22 protein-coding genes are annotated in these 20894 nt (G+C 60.7%); 11 read left to right on the top strand and 11 right to left on the bottom strand.

Translation table 11 applies throughout. The features are described 5' to 3' along the window. Nucleotides 1-22: 22 nt before the first annotated feature. From EJ071_RS17275 to EJ071_RS17255, 5 genes are all read left to right on the top strand, one after another. Complete coding sequence (locus tag EJ071_RS17275; protein WP_126098924.1) at nt 23-1177, top strand: YcaO-like family protein; 1155 nt, start codon at nt 23-25, stop codon at nt 1175-1177. A 4-nt stretch (nt 1178-1181) separates the two neighbouring features. Continuing rightward, nucleotides 1182-1910 carry a TfuA-like protein gene (locus EJ071_RS17270; RefSeq protein ID WP_189521501.1) on the top strand — a complete coding sequence of 243 codons (729 nt, stop codon included), beginning with the start codon at nt 1182-1184 and terminating at the stop codon, nt 1908-1910. A gap of 153 nt (nt 1911-2063) precedes the next feature. Next, nucleotides 2064-3176, top strand: a complete 1113-nt coding sequence (locus tag EJ071_RS17265) for a hypothetical protein (protein WP_189521500.1) — start codon at nt 2064-2066, stop codon at nt 3174-3176. Between the two features lie 29 nt (nt 3177-3205). Next, the gene (locus EJ071_RS17260; RefSeq protein WP_126098922.1) at nt 3206-3871 is read left to right on the top strand and encodes a hypothetical protein; all 666 of its coding nucleotides are present in this window, start codon (nt 3206-3208) and stop codon (nt 3869-3871) included. A 931-nt stretch (nt 3872-4802) separates the two neighbouring features. Continuing rightward, nucleotides 4803-5702 (top strand): LysR family transcriptional regulator, encoded by a 900-nt coding sequence (locus EJ071_RS17255; protein WP_245460278.1) that lies wholly within the window; start codon nt 4803-4805, stop codon nt 5700-5702. On the opposite strand, the gene EJ071_RS17250 is transcribed toward EJ071_RS17255, so the two are convergent. The 5 genes from EJ071_RS17250 to EJ071_RS17230 all read right to left on the bottom strand — a co-directional run bounded on the left by EJ071_RS17250 (nt 5686) and on the right by EJ071_RS17230 (nt 11381). Continuing rightward, nucleotides 5686-6390 (bottom strand): peroxiredoxin-like family protein, encoded by a 705-nt coding sequence (locus tag EJ071_RS17250; RefSeq protein WP_126098920.1) that lies wholly within the window; start codon nt 6388-6390, stop codon nt 5686-5688. The genes EJ071_RS17255 and EJ071_RS17250 overlap by 17 nt on opposite strands. Before the next feature lie 140 nt (nt 6391-6530). Next, entirely contained in the window at nt 6531-7877 is a 1347-nt protein-coding gene (locus EJ071_RS17245; protein WP_126098919.1) for an NAD(P)/FAD-dependent oxidoreductase, read from the bottom strand. 118 nt (nt 7878-7995) lie between these two features. After that, complete coding sequence (locus EJ071_RS17240; RefSeq protein ID WP_245460277.1) at nt 7996-9390, bottom strand: NAD(P)/FAD-dependent oxidoreductase; 1395 nt, start codon at nt 9388-9390, stop codon at nt 7996-7998. Nucleotides 9391-9423: 33 nt separating this feature from the next. Then, nucleotides 9424-10575 carry a patatin-like phospholipase family protein gene (locus tag EJ071_RS17235; RefSeq protein ID WP_126098918.1) on the bottom strand — a complete coding sequence of 384 codons (1152 nt, stop codon included), beginning with the start codon at nt 10573-10575 and terminating at the stop codon, nt 9424-9426. A 23-nt stretch (nt 10576-10598) separates the two neighbouring features. Next, nucleotides 10599-11381 carry a 3-hydroxybutyrate dehydrogenase gene (locus EJ071_RS17230; RefSeq protein WP_126098917.1) on the bottom strand — a complete coding sequence of 261 codons (783 nt, stop codon included), beginning with the start codon at nt 11379-11381 and terminating at the stop codon, nt 10599-10601. 249 nt (nt 11382-11630) lie between these two features. Here EJ071_RS17230 and EJ071_RS17225 point away from each other — a divergent pair, with 249 nt between their 5' ends. Next, nucleotides 11631-12566, top strand: coding sequence for a LysR family transcriptional regulator (locus EJ071_RS17225; protein ID WP_245460276.1), 936 nt, complete (start codon nt 11631-11633; stop codon nt 12564-12566). Nucleotides 12567-12624: 58 nt separating this feature from the next. Here EJ071_RS17225 and EJ071_RS17220 read toward each other — a convergent pair whose 3' ends face one another. The 6 genes from EJ071_RS17220 to EJ071_RS38545 all read right to left on the bottom strand — a co-directional run bounded on the left by EJ071_RS17220 (nt 12625) and on the right by EJ071_RS38545 (nt 16853). After that, nucleotides 12625-13068, bottom strand: coding sequence for a DUF302 domain-containing protein (locus EJ071_RS17220; protein ID WP_245460339.1), 444 nt, complete (start codon nt 13066-13068; stop codon nt 12625-12627). A gap of 94 nt (nt 13069-13162) precedes the next feature. Beyond that, nucleotides 13163-14365 carry an MFS transporter gene (locus EJ071_RS17215; RefSeq protein ID WP_126098915.1) on the bottom strand — a complete coding sequence of 401 codons (1203 nt, stop codon included), beginning with the start codon at nt 14363-14365 and terminating at the stop codon, nt 13163-13165. A gap of 88 nt (nt 14366-14453) precedes the next feature. Next, complete coding sequence (locus tag EJ071_RS17210) at nt 14454-14954, bottom strand: cupin (RefSeq protein WP_126098914.1); 501 nt, start codon at nt 14952-14954, stop codon at nt 14454-14456. 189 nt (nt 14955-15143) lie between these two features. Beyond that, entirely contained in the window at nt 15144-16058 is a 915-nt protein-coding gene (locus EJ071_RS17205; protein WP_126098913.1) for a LysR family transcriptional regulator, read from the bottom strand. 172 nt (nt 16059-16230) lie between these two features. Further along, the gene (locus tag EJ071_RS17200) at nt 16231-16506 is read right to left on the bottom strand and encodes a hypothetical protein (RefSeq protein WP_126098912.1); all 276 of its coding nucleotides are present in this window, start codon (nt 16504-16506) and stop codon (nt 16231-16233) included. A gap of 188 nt (nt 16507-16694) precedes the next feature. Then, a complete protein-coding gene (locus EJ071_RS38545; RefSeq protein ID WP_189521499.1) occupies nt 16695-16853 on the bottom strand; it encodes a hypothetical protein in 159 nt (52 codons plus the stop codon). 343 nt (nt 16854-17196) lie between these two features. On the opposite strand from EJ071_RS38545, the gene EJ071_RS17195 reads away from it, so the two are divergent. From EJ071_RS17195 to EJ071_RS17175, 5 genes are all read left to right on the top strand, one after another. Beyond that, nucleotides 17197-18054, top strand: a complete 858-nt coding sequence (locus EJ071_RS17195; RefSeq protein ID WP_126098911.1) for a hypothetical protein — start codon at nt 17197-17199, stop codon at nt 18052-18054. A 232-nt stretch (nt 18055-18286) separates the two neighbouring features. Further along, a complete protein-coding gene (locus EJ071_RS17190; protein WP_126098910.1) occupies nt 18287-18556 on the top strand; it encodes a DUF2282 domain-containing protein in 270 nt (89 codons plus the stop codon). A 42-nt stretch (nt 18557-18598) separates the two neighbouring features. After that, on the top strand, nt 18599-19624 hold the full coding sequence (locus EJ071_RS17185; RefSeq protein ID WP_126098909.1) for a DUF692 domain-containing protein: 1026 nt from the start codon (nt 18599-18601) through the stop codon (nt 19622-19624). Further along, a complete protein-coding gene (locus EJ071_RS17180) occupies nt 19611-20396 on the top strand; it encodes a DNA-binding domain-containing protein (protein WP_126098908.1) in 786 nt (261 codons plus the stop codon). Before EJ071_RS17185 ends, EJ071_RS17180 begins: the two co-directional genes overlap by 14 nt. A gap of 11 nt (nt 20397-20407) precedes the next feature. Next, on the top strand, nt 20408-20884 hold the full coding sequence (locus EJ071_RS17175) for a DoxX family protein (RefSeq protein ID WP_126098907.1): 477 nt from the start codon (nt 20408-20410) through the stop codon (nt 20882-20884). Nucleotides 20885-20894: the final 10 nt, after the last annotated feature.

Raw genomic sequence — 20894 nt, 5'->3', positions numbered from 1 at the left:
GCTGGGAGATCAGGAAGCCTCCATGCTGGAACGATACGAGCGCTCGGGTCCTCCGCCGCGCGAAGCACTCATGCGGCTAATGACGATGCGCGAGCTTTTGGGCATCACACGGATTGCGGACATCACAGGTCTCGACGTGCTCGACATACCCGTGGTTCAGGCTGTCAGGCCTTTCTCCCTTTTGAATTCCGTTTCGCAAGGCAAGGGGCCGACCAGAACCGAAGCTGCGGTATCGGCCATTCTCGAGGCCGCAGAGTCCTACTTTGCCGAGCGTTTGGCGCACTACGACCCCGTCGCGGCCTCCGCTGACTCCCTGAACATTCCTCCTGAAAGATTCGAAGCCCACCTCCAGCCTGGAGCCGACCCGGGCTGGCGCAGCAGGGAGATAGCTTGGATTCATGCCGAGAATATCCTCCAGGGTCAGCAGGATTGGGTCCCATTCGAGCTTGTGCACACTGCCTATGTGTTCCCGCCGCGGCCCCACGAGGAAATCTTCGCTTCGTCTACGTCCGGCCTAGCGGCCTCCTTCGAGGAAACGGACTCTATCCTGCACGGGATAATGGAATGCATCGAGCGCGACGCACTCACGCGGGCGGAGCGAATCCATGGCTTTTTCCAGCGCCGTCGAATTGACCCGAGAACGATCGATGATCCGACAGTTGCGAGCCTTCTCGAAAGCCTGGAAGCCAAAGGCCTGCTGGTGGGGCTTTGGCAGGCCCCCTCACCGCTGGGACTACCGGTGATCTGGTGCCATCTCATGGAGGATCGGCCGCCGGAAACTGCAATTCTTCACCATCCGGCAGAGGGCTCGGCTGCAGGTTTCGATGCCGCGTCCGCGATAGTTCACGCAATCTACGAGGCGGCGCAGTCGCGACTGACGGCGATCTCCGGCGCCCGTGATGACCTGACACGTGCGTCCTATCCAAAATATCCCGATTGGCAAAAAATTGCGGCGCACCGACGCCTCCTGTCCGACGGCCCTCGCGACGTACATTTCCACGCGATTGCCGGGCAGAATTACACCAGCGCGGGAAATAGGATGTCTGACCTTCTCGCACAGGTCGAGGGCGCAGGAATCGATACAGTGTACATGATTCAGCTTGATACTAGACCGCTCGGCGACCTGTCAGTCGTCAGGATCGTCATACCGGCCTTGGCGCCGCTGTTGCATGGCTAGGCAAATGCGTCCCAAGCTGGTCTTTACCGGTCCCACCCTGTCGCAGGGCGAAGTACTGGAAGTGGTGGAGGCGATCTGCCTTCCGCCGGCTGCGCAGGGTTCCATCATTGCGGCGGTGCAGCATTTTGATCCGAGTGCGATAGTCATCATCGACGGCGGCTTTCAGTCGGAGCCGGCGGTCAGGCACAAGGAAATCCTTTGGGCAATAGCGAAAGGTGTTCCGGTAATAGGCGCAGCGAGCATGGGGGCTCTTCGCGCTGCGGAGCTCTTTCCGTACATGCAAGGAGTGGGGCTCATCTACCGGTGGTATCGTCGTTTTGCCTTTGCGCCTGACGATGCGGTGGCCGTGCTGCACGGGCCATGGGAGGTAAACTGCGCGCCCATGACCCACGCGCTGATCGATCTTCGCATGACGGTTCGCAGAGCCTGCCGTCGAGGCATCATTTCGGCTGAATACAGAACGAGACTGGAGCGCGCCGCGCAAGCTCTCAATTTTCGCGAGCGCACGCTCGCCCGCATGGTCGGTAACGCCTTGTCATGCGAAGGCGATCTCGTTGTTGAGAAATATCAGGCGATCCTCGCCGCTGCTTTCGTTCAGCAAAAGAAGCAGGATGCACGTGATGCGCTCCGGCTATTGCATCACGGTTTATTCAATGAGCCCGTACCCCTGCCGGATTTCCAATTGACGGCGGCTTTCTTTAAGGATCTCGACGAAGCCGGGTTAGAGATTTGAAAGCATCAGGGCGAGAATTCTCAATCTCAATTTACAACGCGTATGCCATTTTGCTAATGTACTAATATGAGAGGGGCTGAGCTACTGGGGACGCTCGATCGATCCAGCGACCAAAGTCGCTCCGTCGGCACGCGCTTCCTGCTATTTCCCCAGGTGCCCCATCTTGCCGATTACGGCACACCCGAGACCGTCTGGATATCGACCCCACCCGGCCGGTTGCGCCCCGGTCCGGAGGACCATCGCATCTATGTCCGCGATCCGCTCCTCGACAAGGAACCTTACGAGTATCCCTATCTACCGCCCTTCGTTGGCGAGGTCTTCCCGCCGGCGGAACCCGCCTACGACGGTCACTTCGACCAGATTTCATTGAATTCACGTCAGTTCCTGGCGGCACACGCCTTCGGGGCAGTCAGCCGGGTCCTGGACATCTGGGAAAGCTACCTTGGGCGGCCGATAACCTGGTACTTCGCCGAAACCTATGAGCGGCTGGAGATCATTCCGTGGGTCGACTGGAACAACGCCCAGTCCGGCTATGGTTATCTGGAACTCGGCGCGGACAAGGCGCCCGACGGTCGAACTTATCCCTACGCTCTCAACTTCGATACGATTGCGCATGAGGTCGGCCATGCGATTCTGTTTTCCCTTTTTGGGGTGCCGGCAAATGGCTTGAGGACTGGTGACTTCGCGTCGTTCCATGAGGCGAGCGCCGACATAACGTCGCTTCTGTCCTTCCTGCATTTCGACAGCGGTCTCGACCGGCTGCTCCGCCACTGCAACGGCAACCTCCTCGTCCTGAACGAACTCAACCGCATCGCCGAACTGATCGGCGACCGGCAGATTCGCCTCGCCAGCAATTCGCGCCGCATGTCTGACGTCACCGACGAAATCCATGACAGGTCGCGGCCCTTTACTGGCGCCGTGTTCGACACGATCGTCGACGCCTATCACGCGAATCTCGTGGGTGATGGACTGGCCGACGAGCGGCTTCTCGATATCGACATCAGGGATATCGACGAGGTCGCCATGCACCGCATCTCGGATTTCACGGCGCTGGCCTTCCGTGCCAGGCCGTTCCTGTTCAAGAGCGCGCTTACCCGGGCGCGTGACGATGTGGCGCTCACCCTTGCCCGGACCTGGTCCGACCTCGACGCCGACGATCTGACATTTGAGAATGCCGCGATGGCCGTTGCCGAAGCCGGCAGCCGCATCGCGCGGGCGCTGGGCGCTAAGTTCGAAGAAAACTTCAGATGGCGAGAGATTTCATGAACTGAATTGTCAAAGCGAGGAGAAGCATCATGAGCGACGACTATCACCGCCCTACATATACGTCGACCGATGCGCACGGAGCGTTCAATGCAACGCAGGTGCGGCTCTACGGGGTTCCTGGACTACCAAAGCCAGAACACAAAAATGACTTTGGAGGTATAAACACTATTGTAAAAGAGAACCAGTACGCCATAACTTTTTCCAAATTGGCAGAAGGCGACCTTGATTATACCGATGAGTTACTACAGTCGATAAGACTCATGTTTGACAAACAAGAGGATAAAAAGCCCGACAGCTCTTATGTTTTTGTTAAGTCTGTATTAGAAAATTACATGCTATTGATTAGCGCAATCGACATACAACCAGAAACAAAGAAAGATACGAAGAAATTCAGCTCTGGAATAATATTTGGATACGCGTATGAGGGACACACATACGATCTGCCAAAACCCAAAATTATGTTGATACCGGCGCCTCCGCTAGAGATACCCAGCGATGATTCCGGATATGATCTCAAGAAAGACTACTACAGGGTCTGGATCGTCGATAAACTCGACCAATGCGTCGAGTTTGAAATGAACCAGGGCTTTATCGAACAGCTTGTTCTCGAGGCAAACCTTCCCGGCAAACGCTCGCCGACCATGTACGCGGCCAGGCAGGCGCTTGGGCACCGCAGTGGCAGGCTGACTGAGTAATGATAGATCCCGCTACTTAGCAGCCCGTCCAGGGGTTGTGTCGGCCAACCCGAGCTTGGTGCAGTCGGAAACGACAACCTCGCGGAGCTTGGGGCGTCGAGTTGGCTGCGGCGCTGCCCGATCAACTTCGAGGCTTGGCACCCGGGCTCGGTCCGGGTCGCTTCGCTGCAAGGGCAGACGGCAATTTTCATCAACAAAATCAATGATTTTGGTGGTGTTTGCAGTCAGTTGTGAACCTGTCCCTGTCTGATTTTCCCTGTCAGGCGCCAAAAAACAGCGAATTTCAGCATTTTTGGGCGCCAGAACTACTTTTCACCTGAAGTCGCGCGGTGGATTCAATGCCTTAGCTGGACTTTCCTGGGTGAGTTCATAGGGAAAAGCCTGCAGCCTGACAGGGGACTTTCCTGACCGAGCTGGCAGCTTGACGTTACGAGTTCCAAAGCCTACTCCGCTGTCCTCCAATAGCCGATCGGGCAACTTCTGGTTAGTCGGAAATAGAGGGGTTCGAGTCCGCATTATGGGCCGACCCGAAGAATCACCAGCAAAATCAATTATTTGAGTATGACAATGGTGAGCCCGGAGGTCGTTGTTTTCTACAGGAAATCAAGAGGTTAGTGGATGGTTCGCCAACCCATTTCCTTCGTATTCTCTCGTATCGTCTGGCGAACCTAGGCACTAGGAGGAGGACTAGTTTTCAATGCAAGCGGTGTCTCTACCTTATCCCACAAAAGGGTCGATGAATGTGTGTTGACCGAGGGCATTAGCTCGGCTGGTTCCGGGGCCGAATGCGAACCGGCGGTTTTCAGTGCCGGCATGGCGAAAGCAGACATTCAAGCTGGCTCGCTTTGCCGAATCCGCTCTGTTGCGCTAGCCTAATAACATGCGTAATTGCTGATAGACCATTTCGCTGAGGGGGCGGAAGTTCATGGAGATGCAGCAGGTCCGCTATTTTCTGGCCCTGTCCAGCACGTTGAACTTCACCAGAGCGGCCGAGGAATGCAACGTCACTCAGCCGGCCCTCACGCGTGCGATCAAGACGCTCGAAGAGGAATTGGGCGGAGAGCTGCTTCGGCGCGAGCGCCAGCACTCGCACCTTACCGAGCTTGGACGGCGCATGCTGCCCTTGCTGCAGCAGTGCTATGACGCGGCCACTTCTGCCAAATCACTGGCCAAGGCGGTGCAAAGCAGCGACGTCGCCCCTCTCAACGTCACCATTTCGAACAGCGTCAACATTGCGCTGCTGGTTTCGCCATTTGCCGAGCTTTTCCGGGCCTATCCCGGCGTACATCTCAAAATCCACCGCGGCTCGCCAGCGGCCGTCATAGAGGCGCTCAAGGGCGGCCAAGCGGAACTAGCCGTTGCCGGCCCCCTTGGTCAGGCTTGGGATCGCCTCGACGCATGGCCGCTTTTTCAGGAAGGGATCGAACTCGCCGTGAATTCCGATCACCCGCTGGCCCGCCGCAACGAGGCCGACGTCGCGTTGGCTCAGCTTGCCGCGGAACCTGTGCTCAGCCGGGTCGATTGGGAGACAAGCGAAGAGCTGTCGCGCTGCCTTTCTGCAAAAGGCTATTCGCCTCGGACTGCGCATGAGGTCGAGACCGACCAGGACCTGCTGGCCCTGCTGGAGGCGAACGCCGGGGTTGGCTTTGTCTCGCTCACGGCACCGCGATCCTCGAACATCCGACGACTGAAACTTCGTGATCTCGACGTTTCGCGAACCGTTTCCGTCTACGCGGTAGCCGGCAGGCAGCGCTCGCCGGTCGCGACGACGCTGCTCAACCTGCTGAGATCGGCCGACTGGTCGTCCTTCGGCGTCAGCGAGCCCGCCTGAGGGCGGCAATCAGGTCGTCGATGTCCATCCGCCGGCGGTAGTCCGGATCGACAAAGCGATCCGAGATGATCCCGTCCGTTCCGACGATGAAGGTTGCGGGGATCGGCAGAAACCAGCTGCTGTTGCCCTGGTAGTTGGGGAGATCGAACCCCAGGCCCATCAGCCGCTCCATCTCGGCGCCGACCCAGATCGCAAGGTTGAGAGACAATGCATAGCCGTTGTCCATGTCGATCAGGAACGGAAACTGCGCGCCAACCGCAGCCTTCATGGCTTTGGCGAATTTGCGCCGCTCCGGCATGATCACTACCGCCTGGCCACCCAGCTCCGCAATCTGGCGCTGCACCTCGACGATCCCGATCGCGTTCAAGCGGCAATAGGGGCACCAGTGCCCGCGCTGAAAGGTGATGACGGCGGGCCCCTTTGCAAGGATCTCGGCCAAACTGACAAGCCTGCCCTCGTCGTCTGGCAGCAGGAAACCCGGCATGGCCTCACCCCGAGCCGGCGCCAAAGTCCCGGCCCCCTGCTTCTCCAGGCGATCCACCAGCCGGTCAACGGCGTCCGCGAATTCCGAGTTCAGGCGTCGGACCGCCGCGGCGATCACCGCCAGCCGTTCATTGAGAGGCGCATCGAGTTCGATGGCAGCCTGGACAGATTGCTCGAATGTCATTGCCTGGTCGTCGGCGGCCATTTCTGCACTTTCACATGTCGCCCGCAGCCTATCACCAAAGCCCGTCGGCATTTAGCATGCTTTTCCTGCATGGTTTCGATGCCCCACGTGCATCGACGCATGCCAGGTTCATGTTCTATTCGCCACTTCGGATTGGCGCGTTACATCATGTTCCTTATATCCGCCGAAAAAGTCGGGAAACCGCAGACCATCTCGGACAGCCCTCGTGCCGGGATGCCGTGTTTCATGGCGAGCGCGAAGATGTGGATCAGCTCCTCGCCAGCATGGCCTACCAGATGCGCGCCGACGATCCGATCTGTCGTCTCCTCGACGATGATCTTCGACCATGCGACCGCCTCCGCATAGGTCCTCGCGGAAAGCCAGCCTTGCATGTCGTTCAGATGGACCTTGACGTGAAGGCCCCGTTCCCTCGCCTTGGCTTCGGTCAGTCCAACGCTTGCCACAGCCGGAATGCTGTAAAGCGAGGCTGGAATATGACTGTAATCGGGTCGATGCTTCGGTCCCTCGGCGATGTTGCGGCCGACGATCCCGCCTTCATAGGTCGCTATCGGCGAAAGCTGCGGGGAGTTCCATACCGCGTCGCCGCAGACATAGACATCGGGATTGGAGCGCGAGCGCAGGTGATCGTCGATTTCGATGCGGCCTTCTCGGTGCACGACGACACCGGCGCCAAGATCGAGGCCCTCGACATTGGCCACGCGCCCGGCGCAGTTGACGACCCGATCGGCGGCCACCATGGATTCGACGCCGTCCTTCGCAAAACTCACCCGCAGCCGTCCGTCGGCCTTGTCGATCCTCTTCACCCAGGCCGTGGTATGGATGCCGATACCGAGCCGCTCGCTCTCGCCACGCAGTTGAGCGACGGCGTCCGTGTCGAAGCCTGGGAGAAGTTGCGGCAGCGCCTCGAGGATCATCACGTCGACGCCCGCGCGCGCATAGACATGCCCCAGTTCGAAAGCGATGACGCCGCCGCCGATGAACACCACCGCACGCGGCAGCACAGGATCGCTCAGAACATCGTCGGAAGTCGTCAGATGCTCGGCGCCCGGGATCGACAGTGGACGCGGCTTGGAGCCGGTGGCGATGACGATGTTCCTGGCCTCGAGTTCTCGGGTGCCGACGCGGATAGCGTTGCTGCCAATGAATGAAGCTTGGCCGGAGATGACATCGACCCCGCGCTTGGCCATCAATCCGGACAGGCGGGATGGGATGTCCCTGATGATGTCTTTTTCCCGTTCGATCAAGGCTCGCCAATCGAGCCTCGGCGGATCGACCCTGATTGCATGACTGCCGGCCCTTTCGATCTCGTCCAACACGTGCGCCGCAGCGACCAGCACCTTCTTCGGCGTGCAGCCGCGATTGGGACAGGTGCCGCCGAGATCGCGAGCCTCTATCATGGCGACGGAAAGTCCGGCGGCGCGAGTCGCGACCGTGGCGCCCATTCCGGCATTGCCGCCGCCCAGGATCACGACGTCATACTTTTCCATCGCACCGCCTCCGCGCCAAGCGCTTCGCGTCGAAACGAATTCGATCGACGCGCTTCAAGTCTCTGTTTTGATGCACATCGTTCTCCCAAAACCGCTACGCGCTTTTGGGCGACATGCATTAGTGAAGCTTGATCCGCGGTCTGGCGCGCCTGACTATCATCTCGCCGATCGAAGCCAGCGCCGTCCTCGCCAAGCCGTGCACTGCCTTGAGATGCATCTTGTGCAGGGAGCGATAGACGAGCCTCGCAAGCAGGCCTTCAATCTTGAGGCCGCCAATCAAGCTGCCGAACGCGCCATAGTCGGCGAGCGAGACGAGCGAACCATAGTCGCGGTAGCGATACGCCGGCGCGCCCAGCCCCGCGAGACGTGCTGCGATCACCTTCGCCATGTGGTTCGCCTGTTGATGAGCTGTCTGGGCACGCGGCGGCAAGGCGTTGTCTTCGCCCGGCAGGACGAAGTTCGCGCAGTCGCCGATCGCGAACACATTCTCGTCTCCAACCGTCCGCAAGGTTTCGTCGACGATCAGGCGATTGATGCGATCTGTCTTGAGGTCGTCGAGGTCTTTGAGGAAGTCCGGCGCCTTGATTCCGGCCGCCCAGACCACGAGTTCGGCCGGCACGAAGAGTTTTTCGCCGAGCCGGATGCCATCCTCTTTCACCTCGGTGACCTTGATGCCGCACCGTATCTGGACGCCCAGTTTGATGAGCAGGCGCGCCGAAGCTTGGGCCATGTGCTCCGGAAGGGCGGGCAGGATGCGCGGCCCGGCCTCGACGATGGTGATGCGGATCAGTCGCTCGAAATCGATGTTGTCGAGATTGTTCGAGGCAATTTCCCGCATCGATTTGTGCAATTCCGCGGCCAGCTCGACACCGGTGGCGCCGGCGCCGACGATGACGCAATGGAGCTGGCCGGGCGACAGCTGCTCGTATTGCGCGTTGGCGCGCAGGCATGCATCTATCATGCGCTTGTTGAAGCGGGCGGCTTGCTCTGCTGTGTCGAGCGAAATGGCATAGCGTGCGGCGCCCGGCGTGCCGAAATCGTTGCTGATGCTGCCGACGGCCATGACCAGCGTGTCGTAGCCCAGAACACGCGGCGGGATGATCTGCCTGCCGTCATCGTCGAAGCTGGGCGCGACAAAAACCTGGCGTTTGGCACGATCGATGCCGACCACCTCGCCAATGCGGTATCGATAGCCGTGTCGGCTGGCATGGGCGATGTATTCGACGGCGTCATGCGACGCGCTCAAGGCGCCGGATGCCACCTCATGCAGCAGCGGTTTCCAGATATGGGTGCGGCTGCGGTCGACAAGCGTGACGGAAAGCCGCCGGTTGCCGAACTTGCGGCCGAGACGTGTCGCCAGTTCCAGTCCACCCGCACCGCCACCGACGATGATCACGCGATGCAGCGACTTGTCCGCGTGGGAAGGCGTTTCCGGTATCGTGCGGAAGAGTGCGGCGTTGTTGGCAAGCACGGCTTCAGGAATGAGCCGCATACCTGGAGTGATGATCTGCATCGGTGGTCTCCGTCTCTTCCTCGGCGCGGCGCATCACTCTTGCGATTCGTGGATCACGATGCCCTGCAGCATGTCGACTTCGCATTCCCACGGCTTCTGCGAGAGGACGCGCTGCCCATGCTCGTATCCTGCCTGCCAACGGGTTCGGATGCCCGCGCGTGTGAAGTCGATGTCCTTGGTGTGATCCTCGCCGTCGAGGCGCGGCGAAAGCAGCCGGACAAGGTGCATGACCGACGGGCAGCCATAGGAGGCTAGTTCCTTGAACATCGGATCGTCGCGTCGTTCTTCTGGGACGAGTTTTCCCATTTCTCGCACAACGTGCCTGAGCCGATGTAATTGCTCCTGGCGAGCGACATGGCTCTTGCCGCGGCTGGCGTATTGAAGATCCTTTTGCCGCCCCATGACCTGCCAGATCGATTTTGGCTCCGCGCCGCGCGGTTGCCACATGTTCACCGCGAAGATCAGCGCGTCGCGTCGGGGTCGCGCGTCGAGCACCACCTCGATCGGAGTGTTCGAATAGATGCCGCCGTCCCAGTAGGGCTCCCCATCGATGCACACAGCCGGAAATGCCGGCGGGAGGGCCCCTGACGCCATGATATGGGCGGCCGACAGCGGCATCAGAGTGCTGTCGAAATATCTGAGCTCGCTGGTGTTGACGTTGACCGCACCGACCGTCAAACGCATGTGGCGGCGGTTGAGGTAGTCGAAATCGATCAGGTTGGCGAGCGTCCTCTTCAGCGGATCGGTGGTATAGTAGGAGGCATTTTCCACACCCACTTCGCGGTTGACTCCGAACATGGCGCTTGGGTTCGGTTCAAAGAAGCCGGGTATTCCACCCATCACCGTGCCCATATTGGCAAAGACGTTGCTTGGAACCATCATCCGGAAAAACTCATCCAGCGGGCTGCTTCGGCTAACGCCGTCCCAAAACTCCTGGAGCCTGGGCAGGCGATCCTTAGGCTCGTTTCCGGCAATCAGCGCGGCATTGATCGCGCCAATCGATGTGCCGATGACCCAATCAGGTTCGATGCCGCCTTCGACAAGCGCCTGGTAGACGCCGGCCTGGTAGGCACCGAGCGCGCCACCGCCTTGAAGGACAAGGACAGTCTGGCGTTTGGCTTCCCCTTGATGAGTGACCTCGACTGCCGGCTCGGAGACGGGCGGGTTTCGCGTGATCTTGTTCATGGCTTTCGTTCCTCACGCCGGATCTAGTGGGCGGTCCAGCCGCCCTCGATCGGCATGATGGCGCCGGTGATCGAGGCCGCGTCGTCCGAGGCCAGGAACAGGCATAGCGACGCCACCTGCTCAACGGTCACGAACTGCTTCGTTGGCTGGGCAGCCAGGAGCACGTCCTTGATCACCTGCTCTTCGGTAATCCCGCGGGCCTTGGCCGTGTCCGGTATCTGTTTTTCGACCAGCGGGGTGAGCACGTAACCGGGGCAAACGGCGTTGACCGTAATGCCCTGTTCGGCAACTTCCAGCGCGACCGTCTTGGTCAGGCCGGCCACGCCATGCTTGGCGGCGACATAGGCGGATTTGTATGGCGAGGCGACGAGGGCGTGGGCCGAGGCAACATTGATGATGCGGCCCCATTTGCGCGCCTTCATCGCCTGCAGAGCGCGCCGTATCGTATAGAACGAAGACATCAGATCGATCGCCACGACCGCCTCCCACTTCTCGATCGGGAAGTCGTCGATCGGTGCGACATGCTGAATGCCGGCATTGTTGACCAGGATGTCGACCGCGCCGAACTCGGCGATGGCCTTGTCCATCATTACGGTGATCGCCTCGCCCTTGCTCATGTCGGCATTGTCGTAGCGGACGGTCACCTCGTGATCGGCGGCAAGCCTCGACCGCAGCAGCTCAATCTCGGCAGGGTCGCCGAAGCCATTCAGAACGACGTTGCAGCCCTTGGCCGCGAAAGCCTCCGCAATGCCTTGGCCGATGCCGCTTGTCGAGCCTGTGATGAGTGCTGTCTTTCCTCTGAGCATCGTTGTTTCCTTCGGTTTGAGCCGCTGCCGATTTGGCCGGCAAAACGGCTGCAGGCAGCGGGCTGGAAGGCCCCGGATCTACATCTCCCGATCAGTATGGCGAGCCGTCCGAAGCTGCGGAAATGCCGTTGAGACATGGATTCGATAGCCGACAGTCTGACCGGAGCGCCGGCGATATAGATCTGCAGGCCGGGTTGTTTGACGCTGGGGCAGCTTGTAAGATTGCCCCTGCAACGCGGGTCGTGCGGCATGCACGCCAAGGGGAAGCGTGCGGTGGAGATCAGCCAGGTCCGATATTTCTTGGCCGTCGCCAAGGAGTTGAATTTCACCAGGGCGGCCGAGCAGTGCAACGTCACGCAGCCGGCGCTTTCGCGTGCGATCAAGTTGCTGGAGGATGAATTCGGCGGGCCGCTCTTCCACCGAGAGCGCCGGTTCACTCACCTCACCGAACTCGGTCGCATGGTCGAGACCTATCTCGAAGGTGTTTTCGAGAACTCCCGCCAGGCAAAGCAGATCGCCGAGCAGTATGTGAACCTGAAAAAGATGCCGCTGAGGGTCGGCATCATGAGCACGATCGCACCGGACGAGATCATCGAGTTGATCGCGGCAGTCCGAAGGCATCACCCGGGCGTGGAGCTTCACCTTTGCGATTCAGACGCCGTGAACCTTCGGAAGAGACTGCTCGAAGGCGATCTCGAGGCTGCCATCTATGCGCTGCCGTCGGACGTTCCCGACGAGGAGGTTCACTCACTGCCGCTCTTTCGCGAGCAGATGGTGATGGCCGTTCATCTGTCGCACCGGCTAGCGAACCGGCGGGTCGTGCGGGTGAAGGACATGAGCAATGAAAGCTACATTCACCGCAACAACTGCGAATTCGCCGGCTATGCAGATGCCATCCTTGCCCGACAGGGCGTTACCGTCAGTCCGGTCTACTGGAGCGACCGCGACGACTGGACACTCGCCATGATCGCTGCCGGGCTCGGTTTCGGGTTTATGCCCGAGCACACCGCCAAGCACCCTGGCGTGGCGGCATTGCCGATCACGGAGCCGGAATTCTGGCGCGACGTCAATCTCGTCACGGTGCGCGGCCGCAGGCATTCGCCTGCGGTTGGCGCGCTGGTCCGCGAAGCAACGCAGAAGAAATGGTTCGGCGAACGGGCAAAGGCATTGTCCGCCGCCGAATGACCTGGCTGTGCGAGGCTGACAGGTTCGAAGAGCCGAGCATTTCGGTACCTCGCGTCGATCAGTTCTTCCTGATCGACGACGTCACGGACTGGATCACCTCGGTCGCCATCTTGAACTGCGCCTGCCGGTCAGTGATGCCGTGCCGCTTCGCAATCCAGTCGAAGTCGCTGTAGGCGGCATAAACCTGCCCATCGGGCGTCTGGTAGACCAGCACGCGCACCGGCCAGTCCAGGCCGGCCTCGGGATTTGAGGTGATGAACGTCGTGCCGAGCGCCGGATTGCCGAACATGACCAGCCGCGACGGCCTGACATCATTGCCGGCCTTGTTGCCGAGCTTTGCCTGATCGATCACGCCAAAGAACATGATGCCCTTCTTGAGGACGTCCTTCTTGATGCGGGCGACGGTCTCGGCGACGGAATAGCCGCTCTTGACAGTGACGACGCCGTCGGAAGCGGCTGCCGGCAGGACCACCGTCATCAGCACGGCGGCACCGGCAATCATGGTTTTCAGGTAGGTTCTCATCGCATTCTCCTTGGTTGCTGGTTTGGCTATGGATTGAGTTTCTCGAGCGACCTCGCCGGCGCAGCTCCGGGGATCACGCGGCTGGCGTTCTCAGCGTTCGGGCTATCGCGATCGCCGCCGTGAGAACCGCGACCAGCGCGGCCACGCATGCCGTCCAGCCGATCCGATCGTAGATCTGTCCGATGAGGAAGCTGCCGGCGAGCCCGCCCGCATAGTAGGACGCGAGATAGATGCCGCTCGCGGCGGCGCGGTCGCGCGACGCGGTCCGACTGACATGTCCCGTTGCTATCGCCTGCGCCAGGAAGGTGCCGCTGGCAACCAGCGCCATTCCGGCGAGAACGATCGAAAGGCTGGGTGTGAGCAGCAGAAGCAAGCCGACGATCGCCAGCACAAGTGTTGCGCCGACCCCCACTCTCGGGCCGAGACTCGAGGCCACACGCCCGGCGAGCGGAGTGGTCAGCATTGACGGCAGGAAGACGAAATAAACCGCGCCCAGTGCCATCGGCGTCAACGACAAGGGCACCGCAACGAGCTGAAAGTTCACATAGGTGAACGTGCCGATAAAGACGAAGAGGATCAGGAAGCCGATCGCGAAACAGGAGCGCAACTCGGCATTCTGCAGCGGAGCCGTCCAGGCCGCTTGGGCGAGCTCGCCCGTCGCATCCGCGCGCATCATTGCCGAGGTCTTCTGCAGCGTGAACCAGACAAGAGCGGCGCCGAGCAGATTGAGGGCGGCGAATGTCAGAAAGTTGGTGGAGATGCCGAACATGTCGGCGACGGCCGCCGACATCAGCCGGCCGAAAAAGTTGCTGGCGACATTGCCGGTCACATAAGCGGCAAGCGCGCCGGTCGTCTGCCGCGCGGAAAAATGCTCCGCAAGGTAGGCCATCGTGAGCGTGAACGCAGTCGACATGCAAAGGCCTTGCGCTACGCGCAGCAGGGCGAAGACCACAATATTGTCTGTCTGCGAAAGCAGCGTCGTCGGGACCGCCAGGATGGCCAGGCTGATCCAGATGCCGTCGCGGCGATCAATGCCGCGCCCGAAGAGAGCGACGGCGATACCGGCCACCGCCATGCCGAAGGTGCTGGCGTTGACGGCGAAGCCCATGGTCGCGCGGCTGACGCCGAATTTTGTCACCAGTGAAGGCAGGATGGCCTGGGTGGCGAAAAGATCGACGAGCGTGAGAAATGCGATCACGGCAATGATGCCGAAGCGCCACCCGTCTGCGGCTGCCATGCGCAGCCTTGTCGGTTCAGCATGTTCGCTTGTCGTCATGGCAAAGCTCCGTCGCGGCACGTCCCCGGGCGATCGCCCAAGGACGCGCTTTCAAATGCTGATGGGAAGAGGTCGCCCGAGGCCGGGATCACATCATGTGATCGTTGTGCATCGCAGGCGGCAGGATGTCGGCGGAATAGAGCACTGCCGGAACCTTGCCGTTGTTTTTCCACCAATGGGCGAGATGGCCGAACTCGGCCGTCACGTCGCCAGCCGGATGCTCGATGCCGACTTTGCAGGTGCTGGCGTATTCAGTGATCGAGCCTTCGACGACGATGATGTTGGCGGGGCGAATCGTGTGCTCGTGCCACGGCACGACGCCGCCGGGCTGAACGACGAGCTTCCGCAGGCGCAGCATGTTGCCTTTCCAGGCTTCACCCTTGCTGCTGAGGTCGATCGCCGAAAGAACCGTGTCGGTCACGCCGACGGGCTTGCTGGGATGTTCCTGGATGTCGGTGGTGGCGGCCTGGCCGGCAGGGCAGTCGCCGGCGAAAACCGGGGCCACAGAAAACGCGGCGGTCGCGGTGAGAAGTCCGAGTGTCAGCGCCAGCTTCAGCGGCACCCGCAATGCAACAGTCTTGGAAGCCATGTCTATTTCTCCTTTTTGTCGGTGCCCAATCGCAGAAGCGGGGCATGGGAGGAGAGTGACGGCAGCCTCGAAGAAAGAGAAATGCTGACTGGCTCTTAATTCGATACCTGAAAACTATGGTGGGTGACCGCGCCAACGCGACTTTCTCGCCGCGACATTTATTGCGGCATTAGCCTTCACTTCGATTTGCTACGCGGCTGTTTTCCTGATCGACAGATCGATGCCGCTTTCCGGCCAGCTGTGTGCCTTGACACTGTTCACAAATGTCGACGTCGCCGGCGAGAATCGACGCCCCGCGACGACAACCAGCGAGACTTCACGCCAAACTTCAGGGTCGATCACGGGCCTGATCTGCAAGCCTGGGATAACTGCGCTGAATTCCGGAATGAAACAGATACCCAGCCCGCCAGATACCATGTTCTGAATCCAGTCCTCACGCTCGCTGGCGTAGGAGATCCTGAGCTTCACGCCACGATCGTTGCAAAGGCCGGCGAGGTGATCGCGATATTCGCAATTCAGCCGCCTGAGATAGTTCTCGCCGTCGAGCTCGGAGATGGCGACATTATCGTTGCGGGCCAACCGATGGCCATTGGGGAATGCAAGGACGAAGCGCTCACGATAGAGCGGCGTGACATCGAACCGCTCCGGGAAGCTGTTGCTGGACGCCATGATGGCGACGTCGATTTCGCCCGCTTCCAGCAGTTGCGAAAGAGAGGCGGGCACGCCTTCCACCAGTTGCAACTGGATGCCCTGCTGGCGCCTGTTGAAGTCCGCCAATAGACCCGTGAATCGGCGCGGGCCAATGGTGCACATGACCCCAACTTTGAGATTTGCGTTTTCCAGGCACAGGAATCTCGATGCCTCCTGCCGAACGCCGGTCACCTCGTCGAGGATCTGCTGAAAGCGCGGGCGTAGCAAAGCGCCCAGATCGGTCAGGTGGGTCAGATTCCTCTCGCGGCGGAACAGCAGGCCGCCGACCTCATCCTCCAGTTGCTGGATCGCCCGGGACAGTGCCGGCTGGGTGACGTTGCACTTCTCGCCGGCGCGCGTGAAATTGCGTGTCTCGCAGACGGCCAGGAAATAGCGGATGTGATGAATGTCCATACGGGTCGTCCCTCCACTGCAGAGATGCAAGCTCAGGCTCGAACCCTGCCGCAAAGCATTCCATCACGCCAATGCAGGGGGGCTATAAAGTCGATAGCGTTTCGTCATGACGGATGGCGGGCCAAGAGACCCGCCATCGAAGCGTCCGGTAGTCGGTCGCCGTCTGGGAGTATCAGCTGTGGTGGCCAAGGGCGAAAAGCTGGGCGCAGAACTGAGCGTGCGGCTTGCTCATAGCGGCGTCATTGCATTCCTTCATCATCGCGTCCTGCGTGGTCTTCGGCGCGGCTTTCCACGCGATCTCGAAATCGGCGCTCGACTTCATCGTCTGCATGCCGGAATCGGTAAAGAAGGGCTGCATGTTCGACGGCTCGTCGAGCGCGCCGGCGAACGCGACTCCGCCAAGAACGGAAAGTGCAAAGGCGCCAAGGCAGATAGCTTTGATATTCATGGTGAGAACTTTCTCTAGAATTGTGCAATCGCCTTTTGACGACTGCGCTGATGACCGGCAGCATTTGGAACTCTATTGTTCCTGTTTGCCGAGGTGGACTTTGCTTCATCCGGCGCTCAAATTGCCAATGCCGTCGGCGAATGGAGTTTATGCCGGCACTGCATTCCAGGGGTGCTCGGCAAGCACTGCTAGTCGGCACCACCCAAAGCAGGCACGTTGGCGCAAAATTGGGCGTGGCGCTTGCTCATCGCCGGGTCGTTGCACGCCTTCGTCATCTTGACCCGGTGATGCTTTGACAGGGCGAACCAAGCCTTCTTGAACCCGGCCATCGGTTTCATCGTCTTCATCGTTGCGTCCGTATAGAACGTCGGCAATGCGGCGAGGTCACTGAACGGGTCGGCTGACGCTGGGCTCGCACCAAAACTGATTGCAAGCGCAGCCACACAAACGAGTTGTCTTCTCATCATTCATCTCCGGTTCCAGGTCGCGGTTCTGGCAATGGTGCCGATGTTTGGCGACACGTATCGCATCGCCTGGCCTGATCGGTATGGACGGTGCGATGGGCGAAGACCGGCAGCCAATGCAATCTGCCTATGGACTTCATGCCACCTTGGCATTTCGGCTGAACAAGAAGATGCGGCAGTCTTTCTCCAGTCGCCTTGTTGACGATCTTGGGATGGAGACCAAACAATGCTTGCTCAGCCAGCAGTGCAGACAGACCAAGTCATCATGTCGGTGACGGATCTTGGTATGGAAGACCGGACGATCGACATCGTGCTGGCAAACGACGCACATGGCGCTTTCGTCTGGGGCGTGCTCGATCGCCTGCTGGACGAGGCAAACTGCAGCGTCAGCGGCGTGACCGCGTCGGGCTTTGCCGCAATGGAGGCGGCGGTCTTTGCCTATGGGTTGAGCGTCGGCGGCAGGCGCGGCACGAGGACGGCACTCGCCAATTTCTGGCGACGCGTCAGCCACGCCTCGGTTTTCGCCGATGACAGGGCCAGCCTGCTTCGATCGATCCTGGAACAGTCAATCGACCTTGAGCAGATCCGTGACGAAGGCTGCCCGGTGAACCTGGGCGTCCTGGCCGTCAACGCATGCACGGATGCGGTGAAGATATTCACAAGCGACCAGTTGTCGATCGACGCGATCGTCGCGGCAGCCACGATCCCCTTCCTCTCGCTGCCTGTCGAGATCGACGGCGATGTCTATTGGGGTGACGGCGACGTCTTCCAGTCTCCGCCTGCCCCGGCAACTGAAGCTCGCCATCGCCTGATCGTCACCGGCAGACCTTCCGTCTTCACCACGCCGTGTCCGGATCGCAGCCTCGCAGCGGGTCATTGCTCGACCAAATGCGCGTCGGTTCACACCATATTCGACAGTCGATACCGTGCCGGAGTTCCGCTGCTCCTGCGGCCCTGGATCGACTGGGGCGAACTGACCGACATGCGCGACAGGGGGCGACAGCGCGCAGCGGACTGGCTTGCCGCTGATCCTCTGCGCACTGATGGAACCTCGGCCGCAAACTGCGAAAGACGATACATCTAGGCGCCTCGCTCCCCGCCTAGCCGCGCCTGCTTCGCATACTCCCGAATGCAGGTGCCAAGCCCTCCGGTGCCCCGCCGGAGGGCTTTTTCGCGCCGCCTTCCGGGACATAGGGACTGCGTATCAATTCCATGCCGAGACAGCATTTCAGCTCGGCATCGCGATCGGAGAGACTGATTTGCAGACGGGCCCACGGCCAGTCTTTCTCTCGAAACGCCAACCAGGAGACAAGCCTGTGATCAACACCAAGACCCTCATCGGATCGGCCCTCGCAGCCGCCACTTCGCTTGCCGCGACAGCTGCCTACAGCGGCCCCGCCGCCAAGCCCAGCTTTGCCTTCGAGAAGTGCTACGGCGTCGTCAAGGCGGGCCAGAACGACTGCCAGACCGCGACGCATTCCTGCGCCGGCACCGCGACCGCCGACAACCAGGCGGATTCCTGGCTCTACGTGCCCGCCGGCAGCTGCGCCAAGATCGCAGGCGGCAGCGACAAGCCGAAAGCCTGAACGATCCAGACTTCGAGCCAACCCTTAGAATGGAGCAGACCGATGTCCCGTGCGTTTCAGCCCCTCGCGATCCCCGCATCGGCGGGCATCGGTCTTCGCTCCCCTCACATCAGCGAAATGCTGACGCGACGGCCTTCCGCCGGCTGGCTGGAGGTCCATGCCGAGAACTACATGGGGGACGGCGCCGGCGTCGAGGCGCTGGAAAAACTGCGCGAGATCTACCCGCTTTCGGTGCATGGCGTCGGCCTGTCGCTGGGCAGCGCGCGGGGTTTGGACCGCGATCATCTAGAGCGACTGCGCAGGGTCTGCGAGCGCTTCCAGCCCGATCTCGTTTCCGAGCATCTTGCCTGGAGCGTCGCCGACGGCGCCTATCTGAACGATCTATTGCCGCTGCGCTATGACGAAGAGGCGCTGGCGATCGTGGCGCGCAATGTCGAGACGGTGCAGGACGCGCTGAAGCGGCAGGTGTTGATCGAAAATCTGTCTGCCTATGTCGCGTTTGCGGACTCCTCGATGAACGAGGCCGAGTTCCTGGCCGCGCTCGTCGCGAAGACCGGCTGTGGCCTGCTGCTGGACGTCAACAATGTCCAAGTCTCGGCGCACAATTTGCAATACGACGCAAAGGCCTTCATCGATGTGCTGCCCGCGGGCGCTGTCGGCGAGATCCATCTCGCCGGTCATGCGACCAATCAGGTCGGGGCCGACACCGTGCTGATCGACGACCATGGCTCGCGGGTCCCGCCGGTCGTTTGGGCTCTCTATGAGCACGCCATAACGCGCCTCGGGCCGCGACCCACGCTGATCGAATGGGATACCGACGTTCCGGTTCTCGACGTGCTGCTTGGCGAAGCCATGTGGGCCGACATGCTGACCGCTTCGATCATGTTCGGCCGCAAGCAGGCTGCGAGACAGGCCGCGGCAACCAAGCCCCGGCCCGCGTCCCCTACCCCCTTTGAAAACGTGACGACCAGCATGCCTGTGCTTGCAGCATTTGCTGCCGCCAAGGCCGGACCTGTGATGGCGAACGCTTTAACGCCAATGGAGGGAAGATACGATGTTGCCGCTTGAACACCTGCAGACCACCATGGCGCGCTCGGTGCTTGCCATCGAACCAATGGTCTCCGCGAAAATGCTGACCGCCGGCAAGGCCGATCCACTGGCCCGCCTGCGCATCTACCAGAACAACACGCGCAGTTCGCTCACCGCGGTGCTGATGGCTGTCTTCCCGGTCACCGTTCGCCTGGTGGACGAACGGTTCTTCCGTTACGTGGCGAGCGAGTTCATTCGACGTCATCCGCCGGTTGAATCGCGCCTTGCACGCTATGGCGCCGGCTTCCCGCGTTTCCTCAAGACGATCGACACGCTGTCCGATATGCCGATCGTCGCCGAAACGGCGCGGCTCGAATGGGCCATCGCCGAGGCGCTAGATACGACTTCGCTGCCGCCCCGCACCCTTGCGGACTATGACAAGATCGACCTGGGGCCTTCGCCCGATATCCTGCTGCAGCCATCGCTCAGGCTGATCGTTTCACACTGGTCGATCCTGTCGGTGTGGACGGCGCACCAGCAGGGCACGGCGGTCGACCAGCATTGCACCTGGACGAGGCGCCCCGAACGCGCGGCGTTGTGGCGGGCCGGGAACAGCGTTCGCCTGGTTCTTCTCGACCGCGCAGACTTCGCCTTCCGCCATTCTCTCAAGCACGGCTTCGGCCTCGAACATGCTGCAAGCCGCGCGAATGCGCTCGAACCGAACTTCGACCTCGTTTCCGCGCTCGTGCGCCTGTTCGCCGACGGGCTCGTCACAAACGTGCGCATCACCGTGCCTCCCCTCTCAAACTGATGGAGACAGTCATGACCGCAATTTCAGAACCTTCCTCGACGAGCCAGACCGGTTTATTCGGTTTCTATAGACGTGTGATCAAGCTGCCCGAACACATTCCCCTCTCGCTGGTTCAGCTCGCTGCGCGTGTGGCGGTGGCCCATGTCTTCTGGCAGTCGGCGCAGAGCAAGCTGGCGTCCTGGCCGGTGACGCTGCAGCTCTTCGCCAGCGAATACAATCTGCCGTTCATCGATCCATCGATCGCAGCGCCACTGGCGACGACGGCCGAAATCACCGGCTCGGTGCTGCTTTTCTTTGGGGCCTTTTCGCGTCTCGGTGCTCTGATGCTTCTCGGTGTCGTCTCTGTCATCCAGATCTTCGTCTATCCGGAGAACTGGGCGGAGCATCTGCTCTGGGCGTCGCTGCTGCTTCTCGTGCTGGTACGCGGCGCAGGTGTTTTCTCGCTCGACTACGTCGCCGAGCGAACCCTATCGACATCTGGAAAGTGAACATTTTGAC

The organism is Mesorhizobium sp. M1B.F.Ca.ET.045.04.1.1 (assembly GCF_003952465.1).
In the GTDB taxonomy this organism is placed as follows: domain Bacteria; phylum Pseudomonadota; class Alphaproteobacteria; order Rhizobiales; family Rhizobiaceae; genus Mesorhizobium; species Mesorhizobium shonense.
The sequence above is the reverse complement of the archived record's forward strand: the minus strand, read 5'-3'. Positions and strand labels throughout refer to the sequence as shown.